This is a genomic window from Sphingobium cloacae, from assembly GCF_002355855.1.
GTDB classification, from domain to species: Bacteria; Pseudomonadota; Alphaproteobacteria; order Sphingomonadales; family Sphingomonadaceae; genus Sphingobium; species Sphingobium cloacae.
The window spans coordinates 128,300-142,687 of sequence record NZ_AP017655.1 but is presented as its reverse complement, the minus strand read 5'-3'; the positions used below and the strand labels follow the sequence as shown (position 1 = coordinate 142,687).

Annotated in this window: 19 protein-coding genes; 3 read left to right on the top strand and 16 right to left on the bottom strand. The window is 63.1% G+C overall.

From position 1 onward, the window contains the following. Positions 1 to 8 precede the first annotated feature (8 nt). The 3 genes from mobF to SCLO_RS00780 form a co-directional block, all read right to left on the bottom strand. Positions 9 to 2,975 (bottom strand): MobF family relaxase, encoded by a 2,967-nt coding sequence (mobF, locus tag SCLO_RS00790; RefSeq protein ID WP_066519823.1) that lies wholly within the window; start codon positions 2,973 to 2,975, stop codon positions 9 to 11. Continuing rightward, positions 2,972 to 5,110 carry a type IV secretion system DNA-binding domain-containing protein gene (locus SCLO_RS00785; protein WP_048575781.1) on the bottom strand — a complete coding sequence of 713 codons (2,139 nt, stop codon included), beginning with the start codon at positions 5,108 to 5,110 and terminating at the stop codon, positions 2,972 to 2,974. Before SCLO_RS00785 ends, mobF begins: the two co-directional genes overlap by 4 nt. A 172-nt stretch (positions 5,111 to 5,282) precedes the next feature. Further along, positions 5,283 to 5,582 (bottom strand): ribbon-helix-helix domain-containing protein, encoded by a 300-nt coding sequence (locus SCLO_RS00780; RefSeq protein ID WP_048575782.1) that lies wholly within the window; start codon positions 5,580 to 5,582, stop codon positions 5,283 to 5,285. Positions 5,583 to 6,048: 466 nt separating this feature from the next. Between SCLO_RS00780 and SCLO_RS00775 the strand changes: the two genes are divergently transcribed. After that, positions 6,049 to 6,372, top strand: a complete 324-nt coding sequence (locus tag SCLO_RS00775; RefSeq protein ID WP_048575783.1) for a hypothetical protein — start codon at positions 6,049 to 6,051, stop codon at positions 6,370 to 6,372. A 165-nt stretch (positions 6,373 to 6,537) separates the two neighbouring features. Here the strand turns inward: SCLO_RS00775 and SCLO_RS00770 are convergent, their stop codons facing one another. From SCLO_RS00770 to SCLO_RS00760, 3 genes are all read right to left on the bottom strand, one after another. Then, on the bottom strand, positions 6,538 to 7,593 hold the full coding sequence (locus tag SCLO_RS00770) for an SLOG family protein (RefSeq protein ID WP_048575784.1): 1,056 nt from the start codon (positions 7,591 to 7,593) through the stop codon (positions 6,538 to 6,540). Positions 7,594 to 7,674: 81 nt separating this feature from the next. Then, entirely contained in the window at positions 7,675 to 8,151 is a 477-nt protein-coding gene (locus SCLO_RS00765; RefSeq protein WP_048575785.1) for a DUF736 domain-containing protein, read from the bottom strand. 572 nt (positions 8,152 to 8,723) lie between these two features. Next, complete coding sequence (locus SCLO_RS00760) at positions 8,724 to 8,921, bottom strand: DUF5818 domain-containing protein (RefSeq protein ID WP_048575786.1); 198 nt, start codon at positions 8,919 to 8,921, stop codon at positions 8,724 to 8,726. 54 nt (positions 8,922 to 8,975) lie between these two features. Here SCLO_RS00760 and SCLO_RS00755 point away from each other — a divergent pair, with 54 nt between their 5' ends. Both SCLO_RS00755 and SCLO_RS23205 read left to right on the top strand, forming a co-directional pair. Then, positions 8,976 to 9,458 carry a hypothetical protein gene (locus SCLO_RS00755; RefSeq protein WP_231923294.1) on the top strand — a complete coding sequence of 161 codons (483 nt, stop codon included), beginning with the start codon at positions 8,976 to 8,978 and terminating at the stop codon, positions 9,456 to 9,458. A gap of 292 nt (positions 9,459 to 9,750) precedes the next feature. Beyond that, a complete protein-coding gene (locus tag SCLO_RS23205) occupies positions 9,751 to 9,900 on the top strand; it encodes a hypothetical protein (protein WP_169800572.1) in 150 nt (49 codons plus the stop codon). 11 nt (positions 9,901 to 9,911) lie between these two features. Here SCLO_RS23205 and SCLO_RS00750 read toward each other — a convergent pair whose 3' ends face one another. From SCLO_RS00750 to SCLO_RS00705, 10 genes are all read right to left on the bottom strand, one after another. Further along, positions 9,912 to 10,334 (bottom strand): putative toxin-antitoxin system toxin component, PIN family, encoded by a 423-nt coding sequence (locus tag SCLO_RS00750; RefSeq protein ID WP_048575788.1) that lies wholly within the window; start codon positions 10,332 to 10,334, stop codon positions 9,912 to 9,914. Then, positions 10,324 to 10,575 (bottom strand): type II toxin-antitoxin system prevent-host-death family antitoxin, encoded by a 252-nt coding sequence (locus SCLO_RS00745; RefSeq protein WP_048575789.1) that lies wholly within the window; start codon positions 10,573 to 10,575, stop codon positions 10,324 to 10,326. The genes SCLO_RS00750 and SCLO_RS00745 overlap by 11 nt, the downstream gene beginning before the upstream one ends. 96 nt (positions 10,576 to 10,671) lie before the next feature. After that, on the bottom strand, positions 10,672 to 10,962 hold the full coding sequence (locus tag SCLO_RS00740) for a hypothetical protein (RefSeq protein ID WP_048575790.1): 291 nt from the start codon (positions 10,960 to 10,962) through the stop codon (positions 10,672 to 10,674). An 84-nt stretch (positions 10,963 to 11,046) separates the two neighbouring features. Then, positions 11,047 to 11,562, bottom strand: coding sequence for a hypothetical protein (locus tag SCLO_RS00735; RefSeq protein ID WP_048575791.1), 516 nt, complete (start codon positions 11,560 to 11,562; stop codon positions 11,047 to 11,049). A 76-nt stretch (positions 11,563 to 11,638) separates the two neighbouring features. Then, a complete protein-coding gene (locus SCLO_RS00730) occupies positions 11,639 to 12,091 on the bottom strand; it encodes a hypothetical protein (RefSeq protein ID WP_048575792.1) in 453 nt (150 codons plus the stop codon). 88 nt (positions 12,092 to 12,179) lie between these two features. Continuing rightward, positions 12,180 to 12,644, bottom strand: coding sequence for a hypothetical protein (locus SCLO_RS00725; RefSeq protein ID WP_048575793.1), 465 nt, complete (start codon positions 12,642 to 12,644; stop codon positions 12,180 to 12,182). A gap of 78 nt (positions 12,645 to 12,722) precedes the next feature. Beyond that, positions 12,723 to 12,917, bottom strand: coding sequence for a hypothetical protein (locus SCLO_RS00720; protein WP_048575794.1), 195 nt, complete (start codon positions 12,915 to 12,917; stop codon positions 12,723 to 12,725). Positions 12,918 to 12,948: 31 nt separating this feature from the next. Beyond that, positions 12,949 to 13,137 carry a hypothetical protein gene (locus SCLO_RS00715; RefSeq protein WP_048575795.1) on the bottom strand — a complete coding sequence of 63 codons (189 nt, stop codon included), beginning with the start codon at positions 13,135 to 13,137 and terminating at the stop codon, positions 12,949 to 12,951. Between the two features lie 134 nt (positions 13,138 to 13,271). Further along, positions 13,272 to 13,697, bottom strand: a complete 426-nt coding sequence (locus SCLO_RS00710) for a hypothetical protein (RefSeq protein WP_048575796.1) — start codon at positions 13,695 to 13,697, stop codon at positions 13,272 to 13,274. Positions 13,698 to 13,761: 64 nt separating this feature from the next. Next, positions 13,762 to 14,310, bottom strand: coding sequence for an ATP-binding protein (locus tag SCLO_RS00705; protein WP_048575797.1), 549 nt, complete (start codon positions 14,308 to 14,310; stop codon positions 13,762 to 13,764). Between the last annotated feature and the right edge of the window lie 78 nt (positions 14,311 to 14,388).

Sequence of the window (14,388 nt, the reverse complement as noted above, 5' to 3'; positions counted from 1 at the left end):
TAACCCTCCTATCGGTCGTGTCCGCTGCCATGATCGCCATGGTCATGCTGCGGTTGAGGTGCTGGCTGGTGAACATGATGGGGCGCGCTGCCACGCTCGGTGGATTCGGGCGCGCGATCGCGATCGAGAGTGCCGCGCAGGAAGCGGTCGACCAAAACGGCAGCCTCTTGCGCGCGACTGGCAAGGCTGTCAGCGAAGCCCGGCGGGCCTGTGTTACCCCGCCCCTGCCGGCGCTGTTCGCGCTCGGCGTTGCGTTCGTCCCGTTCGCGGGCATTCGCCTCGCGCGACCGATCGTGGCGTTCCTTGTGGCGCGCGCCCCGCTGCTTGTGGCTGTCGGCCTTGAGCCGGCCAAGCCCTTCGAGCGTCGAGGTCTTCTCGCCCGAGCGCGACGCCAGCTTGGCCGCAAGACGTGTCACATCCTCGGTCCACAGCTTCACACCATAGCGAGCGCGGGTGATCGCAGTGTAATAGTTCTGGCCGTTGACCAGACCGGATTCGACCGGCGCCAGCACATAGGTCCGCGGGTAGCTTTTCGACTGGGAGGAATAGACAGTTTCCGCGTAGCCGTGGTCCCAGGTCCTATGAGCGGACAGGTCCACATCCTGCACACGCTCGCCGCGGTCCCATTTGATAGTGGCAATCGTCCCGTCGAAGGCCAACACAGTGCCACGCTCGGCGTTCTTGACGCCGATATCCTTGTTGACGAGCCGCCACTGGATGCGGTCCCCCTCGCCGAGCTGGCGCTGCTCGGTCAGGAAGACGTTGACGTGCGCCGCTTTGCCAAGCCGGGGATTCCATTCAATCTGACGGCCATGCTCGTCGGCCAGGCGCACGACCTGGCGGCCATTATTATTCCGCCCAATCCCGACCACGCGATATTCCGCGTCCCGGGCGATTCCGAGACCCGCGTAGTCGCGCGCAAACTTGAGCACCTGGCCTTCAGTGTAGAAGCGGGCGATCTGCTTTTCCTGATCTGTCATGCCCGCCGGCGTCAGGACTTCGAGCCGGTGATCATTGGCCGCGACCGCGCCCTCGCGTTTCAGCACTTCGCGGATGTGGCTGTTGACGATCAACCGGGTCGCATTGTCGAGCACAAGGATATTGGTGGCATTGCGCGCAGCGGGCCGCAGCCGGGTCCACTCGACGACGATATCCTTGGCGAGAGCCTCTGCGGTCTCCCCGGTGTTCACACGATCGAGCGCGGCAAGCGAAGCCGCATAGTCGCCCTTGCGCGCCATCGCCACCGACTCTTTCGTCGTCCTGGTTTGCTGGCGCATGGGATCGAGAAGTTGACTGGTGGGCAGTCCCAGCTGCTGAAGGAGCCAGAACGCCTTGCCCTGCTCGATCGCACCGGTCTGCTTGTTGTCGCCAAGCAGGATGAGCCTCGCGCCGGTCGCGCGGCTGATCTCCAGGATGCGCAATGCCTGACGGTTACCGAGCTGGCCCGCCTCGTCGAGCACAAGAATATGCCTGTCGGTGATATTATGGCCGCCACCGGCGAGCAGTGAGGCGACCGTGCGGGATTCGATATTTGCCTGGTTACCCAGTTCTGCCGCTGCCGAAGACGTCGGCGCAAGTGCGATTGTCATGTAATCGTCGCGGGTCGCATCGACCAGCGCGCCGACCAGGGTCGATTTTCCTGCGCCCGCGACGCCGTGGATCGCGACAAGACGGTTGTTGCCCGTACCGATCCCTTCGAGCGCGCGCGCCTGCTCTTGCGTCAGACCGGCAGCAACCGCGGCCTCTGCCAGCCGCTCGGAGCTGGCGACGGGAGAGGCATCGCCCATGGCGAGCGATAGATGTTCCGACAGGGCCAGTTCCAGTTTCGCGGTCCGCCGCGACGAGCGTCCCCGTGGAAGCGGTTGATCGCCGGTCTGGCGTACTGTGCGGAGCAGCTTGCGATCGGCTTCCTGAGCATCGAATATCGGACGCACGTCACCGAACCGGACCTCACCGACATGGGAGGCGAGCGCGGTGCGGTACAGCCGCCCGATATTGTTGACCGCTTCACGCGTCTCGCTTTGCCGGATTCCGAATAGCGCAGCGCGGCGGGCGACGCCCGGATCAGTCTCGATCGTGCGTTCGCCGCGCTCCGCGACGGCCGCCAGGAGCTTGTCGAGATCCTCGCGCCAGGGTTCGGCACGTTTGTTCCACCGCTCCTGGAGGTCCTCCAGTCCGATCTTTTCCTTGGCTTTGCGCGTCTCGAAGAAGGATATGCGCCGAGCAGCCTGTCCGGTGAGGCAATGTTCCTTCGCATGGGCGTTTATCTCCTCTGCCCGCTGCGAATATTCGCGGATCATTTCGCCGGGGACGCCGGCTACCTCGAACAGACCGCGGCGCGGATCGAACACAATCTCGTGACCGAGCTCACGCACGTCATGGGCTAGTTCGTTGCGATAAATCTGCCCAGTAACGAGCTGTTCCGCGAACATCGAACGCGTCTCGAGGCTCGACATCCGGTCGCCACGAAGATGGTTGGTCATGTTGAGGACGACGACATGGGTATGAAGGTGCGGATCGAGGTCGCGGCTCGCATGTTCGGTGAAGCGGGCGAAGAGAAGCCGGCCGGTCGTTTCATGGACGATCTCGCCCTCGACGCGGCGGCGCAGTTCGGCATGCTCTTCAAGATGGGCCAGCGCGACGCCAACCGCCCGTTCATGCGCTGCGATGATCCGCTCGTCGCCCGTCACCAGCGCCAGGATCGAGATCGACTTGGGGGCGCTGATGTTGAAGTCCCAGCCGGGATGGTGCTGGATACCTTCCTTGCGGCGCCGACCGAGTTGCTGGTCGCCGACCTTGCCGGCCAGCAGTTCCTCGAACTGTTTGGGATCGACCTTGCCCGACAGGCCGAGACCGGGAGCAAGCTTGCCACCCCATTCAGACGGTTCGTCGCCGCCCTTGGTATAATAGTCGCCGATCGTATAGTAGCGGCTGATATTGGCGGCCGTGCCCTTGAGACGGCGGGGATGTATCATGCCGGCTTCGCCTTCTCGCGCGGTCCTTCGGACCGGCCATGGCTATCGAGCGATACGCGAAGGGTCCCCCGCCGCGCGCCCAGCAGTGGGATGGGCGTCGCGACCACGTCGTCCGCATCAGCATGGTCCTCGATCGGCAAATCGCCCTCGCCCATGTCGGGATCAGGATGATCCGGAGGTATTGTGCTTTTGTCGTGACCGGCCGCCTCTTCGGGGATCGGCACACCGGTCGTCTCGTCCACGGGTGGAGGATCGTTCGGGCGGTTGAAAAAGTCGCCCTGCGGCTTCCCGGGTGTCGGTCTTGCGCCTTGGTCCGATGAAGCCTCTCCTTTCCTAGCGGCCGTTTGTCGTGCTTGCGCCGCCCGGCGACTTTTCCGTGTCTCGCATATGATCTTCTCGCCGATCGGCAGTCGCTTGGGCGGTTCGTTCCGTTCGATGAAGGCGGGTGCGACCGTTGGCAGGAGATTGAAGCGATCAGTGAAGCGCACGACGGGGAGGTTGCGACCGAACCGGAGAAACCCCGAAAGGTTGGGCAGGTGGTTGACCTCGGTGTCCATCACCAGCGGGCGGGTCACCTGCATACGGCTTAAGTTCACCCCGTCGCGCATGTCGTTGACGCCGTAGGACATGCCCTCGTTCGCCTCGACTTGCTCGACCCGGCCGAGATTCTTGGAGATGAGTTCCGAGGTATCGGAATCGTTGGCCCGGAGCGCCACCCAGGTCGAGCAGTAGCCGGTGATGGCGGCGGCATCCTCCTTGCCGTAGGTGGCATTGAGCTGGGGATAGGACTGGAACCCCAATATGCCGCAGCCCCCATATTTGCGCGCACGGGCCAGGAAGTCGGATAGCGAAGGAAGCTTCTGAAGCGTCGGCAACTCGTCGATCACGCAATAGAGCCGCCGGTTGCGATCGGGCGTAAGGCTCATGATCGCGCTGATCGCGATATCGAGCCAGACGGTGATGAGGGGACGCAGCGAGGGAAGCTGGTCGGCCTTGACGGTCACGAACAGCCAGCTGTCGTCCTTCTCGTCCTCGACCCATTTACGGATCGAGAAACCGTCCACCGTATCGTCAAGATAGGAGAAACTGCGCATGACCGAGGCGAGCTCGGCCTGGACGCCGGCAGAAGTGCGCTCCCCTTCCGAGGAGATGAACGCGGCGGCATCAGTGCCCTTCACATAGGCGGCGAGGTCCGCGACCGGGGAGCGGAGCACGCGGTCGAGCAGGATCGAGATGAGGGTGTGCTTCTGCCGGGCAAGCTTGCGCAGGACCGCGACCAGCGTACCGCGTGCTGCCTTCGACCAGAAGGGATCGCCATGCTTGTCGGGGATGGTAGATTCCGCGATCTGGTCGTAGTGATACTCCTGCGGGACATCGACCCAGGGGCTCCAGATGTCAGTGCGCTTGTCCAGCGGGTTAAGGAGGATGTCGCGTCCGGGGCGGTAGAATTTCTCGACGAAGCTCCCGGCGGTGTCATAGACGATGGCCCGCTTGCCCTGCTTGCGGATCCCAGCGAGCATGGTGGTGATGAGGTTGGTTTTCCCCGTGCCGGGGGCGCCGACAAGCAGGATATGCTCCGGCTCGAAGGCCTCTGGCACCGCGACGCCGCCGATGTTGAGCGCCCCTTTCTTCTGCCCCCGGAGAGCACGGCGGACTTCCGAGATCGTCCCAAAGCGGGCGCCGCGAATATATTCGTTGGACCCGAGGCCGCGTCCTGTCCGGGTAAAATAGAACCAGGCGAAAACCAGCGCGGCGAGTGCCCCCATACCGGCAATGGCCGCCCCATGGATGAGGTCGGTTTCGAGTTTACCGAGCGCCTTCTTACCGACGCGGGATTCGATGAGGGCGTCGGCCGACGTCCAATATTCCCGACCGTCCGGGGTGCGGAACAGCATGGGGTCACTGGTTCCTCGCGCGGTATCGGCCTTGAAGCTGGCCTCCGCCATCTTGACCAGAACGAAACGCTGATACTCGCTCGACTTCTCGAAGGCATACCAGCCAGTCCCCATCGCCCACAGGACGATCCCCGCGACCACGGTCTGGAAGAAGACCTGGGTGGTCATCCTGACATTGTGGACGATCGCCTGACCACCGCGGGTCCATGAGCCCAATGTGTCGTTACGGAAGATGCTCATGATTGCGCCCTCCCCCGAACAGAGGCATCCGGGACCGCCTGATCCTTCAGTTCGGGGTGAGACCCGGACGGCAGAAGGAAGCGATCGCCGCCATCGCCACCGTGGCAGGAGCCTCTAGTGGGGGACAGGGAGCCGACAAGCGCGCCCGTGACGGGGGTATCCCCACGCCCGCTCATGGCTGGTCCTCCGGCCCGAGCAGGCCCTTCGCTTCGAGCAACGCTTTGGCGTCGGCCATGCCCTGCTCGAGCGCTTCGGGCGACCGACGGCGTACCGATGCCGCGACGATCGAGAGTGTCTGTATGACGCAGGAGAGGATTTCGTCCTGCGTCGTATAGACGTAGCCGCCGCGAGGGTCGGCGGCCTGGTCGATCGCAGGGCGGAGGAGTTCGGCAACGCTGATGCCGACTTTACGAGCACGGCGCTGCAGCCGCTCGCAAAGCGCATCGTCTATCCGGATTGTGATCCTTGCCAACGTGGGCGCTCCATCAGGAGCTTCGGCAAGGAGATCACGACGCAGCCGCAATATAGCGCGGATGGACGGCAATCACAATAAAATCGACGTGGCAGACGCGTCTGCCAGCAGAAAACGGCGGAAATGCTGGGGGTTTGGGACGCCGCTTTCTGGGGCGGCAGACGTGTCAGCCACTTTTGTGGTTTTTTGGCTGACGCGTCTGCCAGCGCAAGGCACTGATTACAGGGCCGTTTTCGGCCACAGCACCCGTGCGTACGGTGCATTACAAACCGCGCAGCGCGTGCGTCGCTTGCCCGCAGCGACAGCGTCGCTGCGTCATCTCTACCGCTGCCGGGCGCACCCTTGCGGTTTCGGTCGATGTGGGGGAATTTGCCGCGCTATGCGGCGGGGGTCGCTTGTGGCGCGTGTGCGCCTGTGCGACAAGGCGGGCGTGACGAGTGGGCCAGCCTGAACAAGGAAACTGGTCATGCCGAAAATGTCTGAACGCGATAAGCTCGCCGATCTGGAAGCGCGCGAGAAACGTATTGCGAGCGAGATTGCCGCAACGCGCCAGAGGCTGCGCGATCGCTATGCGGGAATCGTCACGGCGCTGCCGGTCGAGCAAGTGTCGGAACGCGAGTTCCGCGACGTGCTGGGCCATGTGTTGCGGCTGGGCGGTGCTGCCGCGCTGGCCGCGCTCAAGGGGGCATCGGTTGCGCCCGATGCCTCCCGTTCGGGGAAAGCGCCAACGGCCCAAGCGCCCGCGAAGGGAGACAACGGCGCGGCTGCCGTTCCCGGCGCGGGGACGTGAGACTGTCGGCCCTTCCCTTTTTGGGTTCCTCCCGCCGCCGCGCCGTCAGGCGCGGCGGCGTCCGGTGGCACGAAAAAAGGCCAGCGCGCTGGAAAGCGCGCCAGCCTTGGCGGGGGTGTCGCAATGTGGGGCGCGGCGCTTGAGGCAGCGCCGCGCCGTCTCGTGTCAGCCGTAGCGGCGCGCTCGCCTGAACGTGTCCGAGGGCTGGAATATATCCTCCGCCCGGTAGGTGTCGATAGTGTGCGGTCGTTGGGGCTTGGGCTTATCCTTCGGCCAGTGGAAAGCGTGAATGGGAACGCCCTGCTTCCGCATGGTCTGGTAAAGATTGGCCTGTATGCCCGATCCCTCGCAAAGCACGGCTTCGACCGGACGAAGTTCGGCTATTTTCTTGTTGCGGGTGAAGGCGGGTTTCTTGCCGCCGCCATAAAGGCCGAAAGCGACAATCGGCACACCTTCGCGCGCGGCCCATGCTGCCGCGATGGCATCGGCCCCCTTGCGCTGCCCGGTCGTCACAAGCGTCATGTGCGGAACGCGCGCCTTGATTTCGGTCAGCTTCGTCCAGAGGGGTTCCCATTCCTCCCATATGGCGGGGCCGGAAAAGACGACAACCGGGCCTTGCGGATGGTGCTGTTCCCGCTTGGCGAGGGCGCGTTCCCGCAGGAAATCAACCGCGCTGATATAGCTTGCGGTCGTTACGGATGACGCCTTGCTACCCTTGGCCGGTGCCCATGCGCGACGCCAGCAAGCCTTATACATGGCGGCGGCGTAGTCGCGCATTGTTTCGATATTGGCGCGCTGCTCGGCAAGCGACTGGCATTGAAGCTGCGTATCCTCAAGGTCTTTGTTGAATACCTCGCTCGGCTCCATGCGCCGTGTCATGTCTAGGATTTTGCTGGCCAGGTCATCCTCTTGGCGTTTCAGCGTTCCCGCGACGAATTGGAAGCTGTTGACGATGCCCCAAGCGACTTGCGGGGCCAGCGGGTCAAGGCGTGTGTCGGTGAATAGGCAGTAAAGCGACGTGATAAGTTCGCCGCAAACCTTCTGCGCGGCAAACGGCTCGGGCATGTCATGTTCGCCCGGTTCTTCGCCCGGTTCAATGATCGAAAGGGGAAGCGGGTCGCCAAACGACGCTTCAAACTCCGGCGTTGCGGTTTCCTCCGCGATAAGTTCCGACAAGTCGGCAAGTGTGCTAACGCTTCTCTTAGCTGACTTCTTGGTCATGGGTCACTCCTGATGGCAGGTTGATCGGTCAGGGTCCGGGGAAGCGTTGCTGCGCTCCCCCGGCCCGTCTCGGCCTAGCGGCTAGAACTGGACTTCATCGTCCAGATCGGCGGCGGCGCCTTGGCTGGACAGTTCGCCGTTTTCATTGGCGGTGCTGTCCCCGAAGCCGTAGTCGTCACCGCCGCCGCGACCGGAAGGTGCATCGTTGCGCGACGTGCGGAGGGTAGGCCCGAAATCGTCGCGTTCCTGCCTGCGCCATGCTGCGCGGAAGCCTTCTTCAATCGAGCCGAAAAGCGCGATGGGGAGGGGTTCGGGCATAGACGGATCGTCCACATGGCCTTGATAGAATACCTCGCCCGTCCGCTTTGCGACGGCTGCCCAGAGCGCGCCGACCTGCACGACGCGGCCGCCGACATTGGGGGCGATGATCTCAAAAGCGGGGGCCAGTTCGTTTTCGCTTTCGACCGGGCGCAAGGCCAGCTTGGGCAGGTCGATGGTGCGGGTAGCAATCCAGCCCAAAATGCGCCCCTTGTTCAACTTGAACTCACCGATATTCATTGCCTTTACTCCTATATGTGCCTCCGGGGATCATTCCCCGTCTGCACCTATACTTATACCACCTCCCCTTTATTTGTTATATGTCATTGTTTTCTTGACAGTATTTCATCGTGTCTGGTGAGCCTGAGCCAAGAAAAAGGCCGCGGTAGCGGCCCGAACAAGGAAAAGCATGGCGAAGCCATTCCTTCCTGATCACCTGAGGAGAAGCGGGTGCCTGTCTGTCATCGCATCCGGAGCCGCCTTCGCCGGGGCTCAAGGGTCAGGGCTGGTCCGGGCAAGCAAGGGACGTCGCGCTGCGCCCTAGTGGAGGTTGAAGAAAATGGGCCTGCCGACACCTTTGGGACAGGCAATTCCGTCGGCAGGCCCATTTTCTTCTACCGGAGCTTGGGCGGAGGCAGCCCTTGCTTGCCCGGACCAGCCCTGGCACGCCGAGACCGTGCGAAGCGGCGCAGGATGCGATGACAGACCTGCTCCGAGGGTGATGGCGGGCCGAGGCGTCCTCGCCGAGGTCCGCAGCGACGGTGCCGCCGGCGCGACGCTCGAAGACCAGCGCCGGGCGCGCCGCCAAGGTGCTAGGCCGGCCCCATCCAGAGAACGTCGAGGAGGATGCTGCTGGCCTTGCGTGCCTCGACGATGACGGCAGTATCCAGGAGCGGCGGGAAATCCTGCGCGCCCCTGAGCCGCCAGACGTGGCCATCGTCCATCTCGAGGAGGAAGCCACGCGCGTTGCGGCGAAGACGGCCATGGAGACGCAGGGGTGCAGCCGCCATGGACACTGCGCGGGAGGATGGCCGCTGTGGGCGGCCCCTGCGGAGGAAGAAAGCATGACGAAAGTCCTTCAGCATAGGAGGTTTGAGAGCTTGATTGCGTTCTTTTTATGTTCTAGTAAATGGTTGAAAGGACGTTTCTCCATGATCGCGGATTATCTCACCACCTTCGATTTTAACATGCCACTGATCGATGCGGTGAACGACTCCGATCTTACCGGCGTGCGTAGCGAACTCGCCGCCCTCGCTCTGGGGGAAGGCCTGGATTCCGGCTACTATGAGGCGCAGGAACTGGCAGAAGCCTTTCTCGATGCGGCTCGCGAAGCCAATGCGGAAATCACCGATCCGAACAGCCCGGCGCGCAACCGTCTGGTTGAGATTCACGATCACGGGTCTTCCTATCAGCGCCGTCTGTTCGACAAGGTTGCGCCCCTGCCGCTGGCTGATGCCGCAAGCGATCTGGTCTGGCTCGCTGCCCTGATGCGCGATCGGGCAGACATGTATCGCCCGGTCGAAGCGGCCCGCCAGTCGACGCGCTGATCCCGCACACCTGACCTCGACATCCGGTAATTTCACACGAACCGACTGGCAACTAACGCTTGATCGGGCTAGGGGATGTGCGTCTGCCGGTGGTGGGCCGGAGCGTTGAAACTCCGAGAGATAGAGTCGGCTGCATGCCTTTGCGGCCGGATGGCCTGTACTATGTCCAGGCTCCGGCTAAAAATTCAGGCACGCGTCTATCTTTCGCGTTTTCAACCGTCCGGCTCAGGGGCCGGCATCCTCCACAAGGAGGGTGCCCGCCGACTGAGCGCGGACTAGCGGAGAACCAAAGATGACGGATGAAGCACCTGGGTTGGAAAACGCTATCAAGCACATGGAGGCGGCTCTTGAATGCCTCGTCGATCCCAAGGACCAGGTGGTGGCGATGCGGCTGTCGCATGCGCTGGATTTGGCCCGCGAGCGGCTGCTCGAAGGGGCCTGAGGCTGTGCCGCCTATGCGGAAATGCGTTTCAGCATGTCCGCGGGCGACACGATCGTGGGGGCAGGCAAACCTTGAACCTCAAGTAAATCCCGGTCCCCACTCACCAGCCAGCGGGCCGATCCGGCAATGGCGGCGCGGATAAACATATCATCGTCGGGATCCCGGCTGCTGACCGGGAGAGGATCGCTGTTCAGTTCCACCCAGTCCGCGATAGCGCTGAAATCGTGCAGGATCTGGTTCCGACGCTCGATCGTCAAATATCTGTCGAACTTCGGACGCCAGAGCCGGGATCGGAATTCCTCGAAAGTGGGTTCGGCGAAGATCAGCCGGGCATTAGCGATCACCCAGTGGGTCACTCTGGCAGGGGGCGATTCCGCCGAAAGCGCGGCGCTGATGAGGACATTCGTATCGAGAACGAAAGCGTCACCCTTCATCGGAAAGCAGACGCTCCAGTTCGCTGTCGGTCAGGCCCTTGCGCGCAGCCTCGCTCGCGGTTTCGCGTAGCGTGCGGGCAAGCCTGTCCGCGTAGAACTCCCGCATCGCCGCGTAATCCTCCGGGGAAACCATGACGCCGACCACCCGGTTGCGGCGCGTAACCCGCACGGGCTCGCGCTGAACCCGGTCGATCAGTTCGCCGAAGCGGGTTTTGGCTTCATTGGCCGTAATCGTCTGCATAATACCTCCATTCGATCGTATCGATCGAAACGATCGATTCAATATCTAGAGATGAAACGCCCGCCTTTCAAGCGGTGGACAACGGTCCGCAAAGGATCAGAGGTCCATGAAGCGAAGCTGTTGCAGAGTTCGGAAATTGGCATCGCGCCGAGCCTCGGTGTGGCAGGCGCAACGGCCAGTGTCGGTCTCCTTGATGCCGGTCGAGAGGCAAGGATAGGTTTTTCCGGCGCGAGAGCCGGTCATGATTCGAGCGGTCGAACGGCAGTCCAGGCGACGATCAAGGGCGTAACCGATATCGCGCAGCCGCCGCTCGATGTCGTCGAGAGTGACAGGGTGCCAACCCTCGTCGACGCGAGCGGCAAGCTCATTGGCAAGGGCGGGATTCATAAGCGAATGTCCTTCGATTGATGGCCCTGCGTGCCCGTGTGGGCCAGGAGTTTTCGCGAAAGCCCCGGCGTGGTCACCGTGATGTCAGTCGAGGCGGCCGGAAGTTAGAAAGGCCATCCGTTTCGCGTTGCTGGACAGGACGGCAAAGCGGTTTTCGGCTCGGAGAAAGACGACGATATAGCGTCCACGCTCGCACAAGTGACGGATGTTGGCCCGACTGCCTTGGCTGGACCCATCCCAGATGACGAAGCCGGCCCCTGCCAGGCCAGACATTTCGCGGTCTTTCGCGTTGTGGAAGGCGCGCGTGCCGGAAGGTGCGTTGGCTCTCACGTGTTGGACAGGCCAGTGCCCGAGATTGTGCCGGGGGCTCGTGTCGCTGCAAAAGACCGTGACATGACGCACGCCGCAATCGGCAAGGAACCGCTGGACAGCCGCGTCCGCACCGCGTGCATCCCCGATAACGACGGGCAGCGCCTGGTCGACGATGGCGCAGAGCCGCTCCTTCACGACGGTCGGGAGGTGCCGGATCGACAGGGATCCCGAAATGAAGACCGGCGGCGTTCGAGACAGACTACCCGAAGCGTGGTTGGCAACGTGCATGGCTGGTGGACTCCCAAATGGACCTCACCACCATCCCTCCTCCTTCTCTTCGCGCGGCTAAGACGAGGCCCGCGGACTATGCACCGTCCCGATGCCGCAGTTCGCGGAATTGCCGCAAAAACTCCGCCTGATCGGGGTATCGCGCAATCCATTCGGCGCGGGGGATCAGAAACCCGGCGGCGATCAGCCGGCTGCGCAGGTCCGCGGTGACGATGTCCTTGAGGCGCTCGGGCATCTCGAGCGGAAACGTGTGAAACTGGCATAGCCAGGATAGGTCGTCCGGCTCCTGATGATGCCGGAAATACTCGGCGTCGAAGAACAGCTCGGCGTTCACGACCTGATTATTCCTGATCTGCACGACATATTGGCCGCCTGGCGGCGTCGTCGCCAATTTGGGGGCCGATACCTGCCGGGCGTACCATGCGCGGGCGGAGGCGAACGCGATCCCGCAGGCACGACCGTAGACGGCATGGAGGGTCCAGCTTACCGGATGTCCGGCGGAGCCGAGATGAAATGTGATTTCCTGCATGGCGCAACTCCTGTGAAGAGCAGAGGCAGCGCCTCGCCCCGATGCGACCCACTTCCCGGATTGCGTGCATCCCGCTGACGCGAGATCGTCATTTCTGATATTTGGCGATGATCCGCCGAGCGAGATGCTCGATTTCTCCGCGGTCGGCGGTTTCGGTGCAGTCGCCCGGAAAGACCGTGAAGTCGTCCGACGCCGCACTGCCTTTGCTGACGTATATCCGCCAGACGTTACGACGCAGTTCGGCCTGTTCCCTTGGCTCGGTCCCTGGCATGAACATATCCGCCCACCGGCGCTCGTCGGGGTGGTCCGAGAGGTCGGTCCAGTCTCCGAGCGTGCCGAAGACCGTAAAGCCGTCGACCACGGCGTGATGCTCGCGTGCGGCGCGGCGTTCGGCCTCGCGCCTGGGTGCGTCGCGTCTCTCCCTGGCCTCCGCCTGCTTCCACCGAAGCGATGCCAGGCCGTCTTCGAGGCCCTTGATGATGTCGGGCGCCACGGCTTCCTGCCGCTTGGGCACGATGTAATAGTCGCGCGACCGCGATCTGTTCGGCGCCATAGCGCGCGAGGGTCAGCAACGCCTGGAGTTCGGTTTTTGACAGCGTGATCCGAAGGCCGCTGGTCATGACGTGGGTTTTCATCGGCGGCGCTCCTGGTGCCAGGGTTGCAGGCCCGCGAGCGGGAGCTTGTGTTCCCGTGTGGCGTGGTGGCGGTCTTCCGAGAAGAAGCCCCAATGGCCGGTCAACGAGTATCGCAGGAAGAAGAGCTTCTCGCCCTCCTCGGTCCTGATCCACATGCCCGGCTTGATGGGATATTGGGCGGCAGCGTCCATTGGCGTAGCTCCGTGACGATGGGAATCGGGATCAGGCGACGTGCAGGACCAGACCTTCGTCCATTGCCGGACGCGTCTCCGTTATGCGGAATGGCTGGATCGGATCGCCCGTGCGCAGGACGAACTGATGGCGTCCGGTGGTCTCGCGTATGCGGATCGCCAGCGCATAGGCTCGGTCGAAATCGCAAAGGCGGGATCTGAGCGGCGACAGTTGGGCCATGATATCCTCCTTGTGTGTGCGTTGAGGAAGCTTTGCGTCCCGCCAGGCGGGCAAGGTCGACGCTGGATCAGGGTCTCAGGTGATGGGCCGTCGCGATCGGAGAAGTGCGAGCAGCGCCATGTGCATTTCGATCATCAGGCGACCGCTTCCACGGCAATGCGGAACGCCGCGCCATCGTCCAGGACGAGGTAGATTTGCGTCCCGGTTTCGATGTCGCAGCTCGCGATGCTGTCGATATTGGCGCTGGTGCCGTGGACTTCCGAAATCACATGCGGCGGACGGTCTTCCTCACGAGCTCCGCCATCGTCACATTTGGCGGCATGCGTCTCCAGAAGCTCTGACAAAAGCCCGGCGATCGTGCTTGCGCGGGTCGGATTGTCGCTGTCGTCCCCGGCGGTGTCGACCACCTCGCGCAGGATCGGCGTCAGCACGTCGTTGATCTGGAAAAGCAGGTTCGACCTTCCGCTATCGCCCAGGCCGTCGAGCAGCCGGTCGGGAATTAGGTTGTTGACGGCATGGGTCGCGTCGTCGACCAGCGCGTCGAATTGATCGTCGTGCATCGGATGTTTCCTTAAAAGGCACGGCCGGAGCCGGCGCGGCAGGCACCGGCCCGATCGTTCGGGATCAGTCGGGATTCTTCCACCGGGCGTGGAAAAAGACGTGCATGGGCACGTGCCGCGCGGCGGCTGCCACGGCGTCCTCGAGCCCCGGACGCCATTCTTCGGGAATCTCGACCATGATATTGGTGCCGCAAAGGCCGCCATCCGGCTCGACCGCGATCGGCGCTTCACCAGTCCAGGCCTCGGCTGGAATCGTCACGCTCCATGCGGGTTCGGTTTCATCGGGACCGGACCGGACGATCGTATGCCGTCCAACCAGGCTCGATAGCGCGAGGCCAGATGAAGGCTGCGACCGCAGACGGGCCGCGCGCCAACCGAAGGCGTCCAGTGCGAGCAAGGCCCGTGGACTGTCGATCCCCGAGCCATTGTCGAGGACGGAGAGGGTCGGACGTCCTTCATAATCGAACGTTTCGACATGGATCCGGCAGGCACCGGCGCGTTGGGCGATGCGGAACAGTTCGCGTAAGATCGTATCGAGCGGACCGGGCGGCTCGTCGGCCTGTGTGAAGCCGGAACGGCCGCTTGTCGTGCGTGTCGAGGTGGAAAATGACATAGGAGTCTCCTGACTGGCAGCGAACCCATCGCCGCACCCCTCCCGCCACCTTCCCTTCCATCAGGGCGATTGAGCCGT

Coding starts and splice junctions, on each gene's coding strand:
- mobF (WP_066519823.1), bottom strand. CDS start 2,975: ATGATACATCCCCGCCGTCTCAAGGGCACGGCCGCCAATATCAGCCGC.
- SCLO_RS00710 (WP_048575796.1), bottom strand. CDS start 13,697: ATGCACGACGATCAATTCGACGCGCTGGTCGACGACGCGACCCATGCC.
- SCLO_RS00720 (WP_048575794.1), bottom strand. CDS start 12,917: ATGGACGCTGCCGCCCAATATCCCATCAAGCCGGGCATGTGGATCAGG.
- SCLO_RS00750 (WP_048575788.1), bottom strand. CDS start 10,334: ATGAAGGGTGACGCTTTCGTTCTCGATACGAATGTCCTCATCAGCGCC.
- SCLO_RS00705 (WP_048575797.1), bottom strand. CDS start 14,310: ATGTCATTTTCCACCTCGACACGCACGACAAGCGGCCGTTCCGGCTTC.
- SCLO_RS00740 (WP_048575790.1), bottom strand. CDS start 10,962: ATGAATCCCGCCCTTGCCAATGAGCTTGCCGCTCGCGTCGACGAGGGT.
- SCLO_RS00735 (WP_048575791.1), bottom strand. CDS start 11,562: ATGCACGTTGCCAACCACGCTTCGGGTAGTCTGTCTCGAACGCCGCCG.
- SCLO_RS00755 (WP_231923294.1), top strand. CDS start 8,976: ATGACGAAAGTCCTTCAGCATAGGAGGTTTGAGAGCTTGATTGCGTTC.
- SCLO_RS00745 (WP_048575789.1), bottom strand. CDS start 10,575: ATGCAGACGATTACGGCCAATGAAGCCAAAACCCGCTTCGGCGAACTG.
- SCLO_RS00775 (WP_048575783.1), top strand. CDS start 6,049: ATGCCGAAAATGTCTGAACGCGATAAGCTCGCCGATCTGGAAGCGCGC.
- SCLO_RS00725 (WP_048575793.1), bottom strand. CDS start 12,644: ATGGCGCCGAACAGATCGCGGTCGCGCGACTATTACATCGTGCCCAAG.
- SCLO_RS00760 (WP_048575786.1), bottom strand. CDS start 8,921: ATGGCGGCTGCACCCCTGCGTCTCCATGGCCGTCTTCGCCGCAACGCG.
- SCLO_RS00770 (WP_048575784.1), bottom strand. CDS start 7,593: ATGACCAAGAAGTCAGCTAAGAGAAGCGTTAGCACACTTGCCGACTTG.
- SCLO_RS23205 (WP_169800572.1), top strand. CDS start 9,751: ATGACGGATGAAGCACCTGGGTTGGAAAACGCTATCAAGCACATGGAG.
- SCLO_RS00785 (WP_048575781.1), bottom strand. CDS start 5,110: ATGAGCATCTTCCGTAACGACACATTGGGCTCATGGACCCGCGGTGGT.
- SCLO_RS00715 (WP_048575795.1), bottom strand. CDS start 13,137: ATGGCCCAACTGTCGCCGCTCAGATCCCGCCTTTGCGATTTCGACCGA.
- SCLO_RS00730 (WP_048575792.1), bottom strand. CDS start 12,091: ATGCAGGAAATCACATTTCATCTCGGCTCCGCCGGACATCCGGTAAGC.
- SCLO_RS00765 (WP_048575785.1), bottom strand. CDS start 8,151: ATGAATATCGGTGAGTTCAAGTTGAACAAGGGGCGCATTTTGGGCTGG.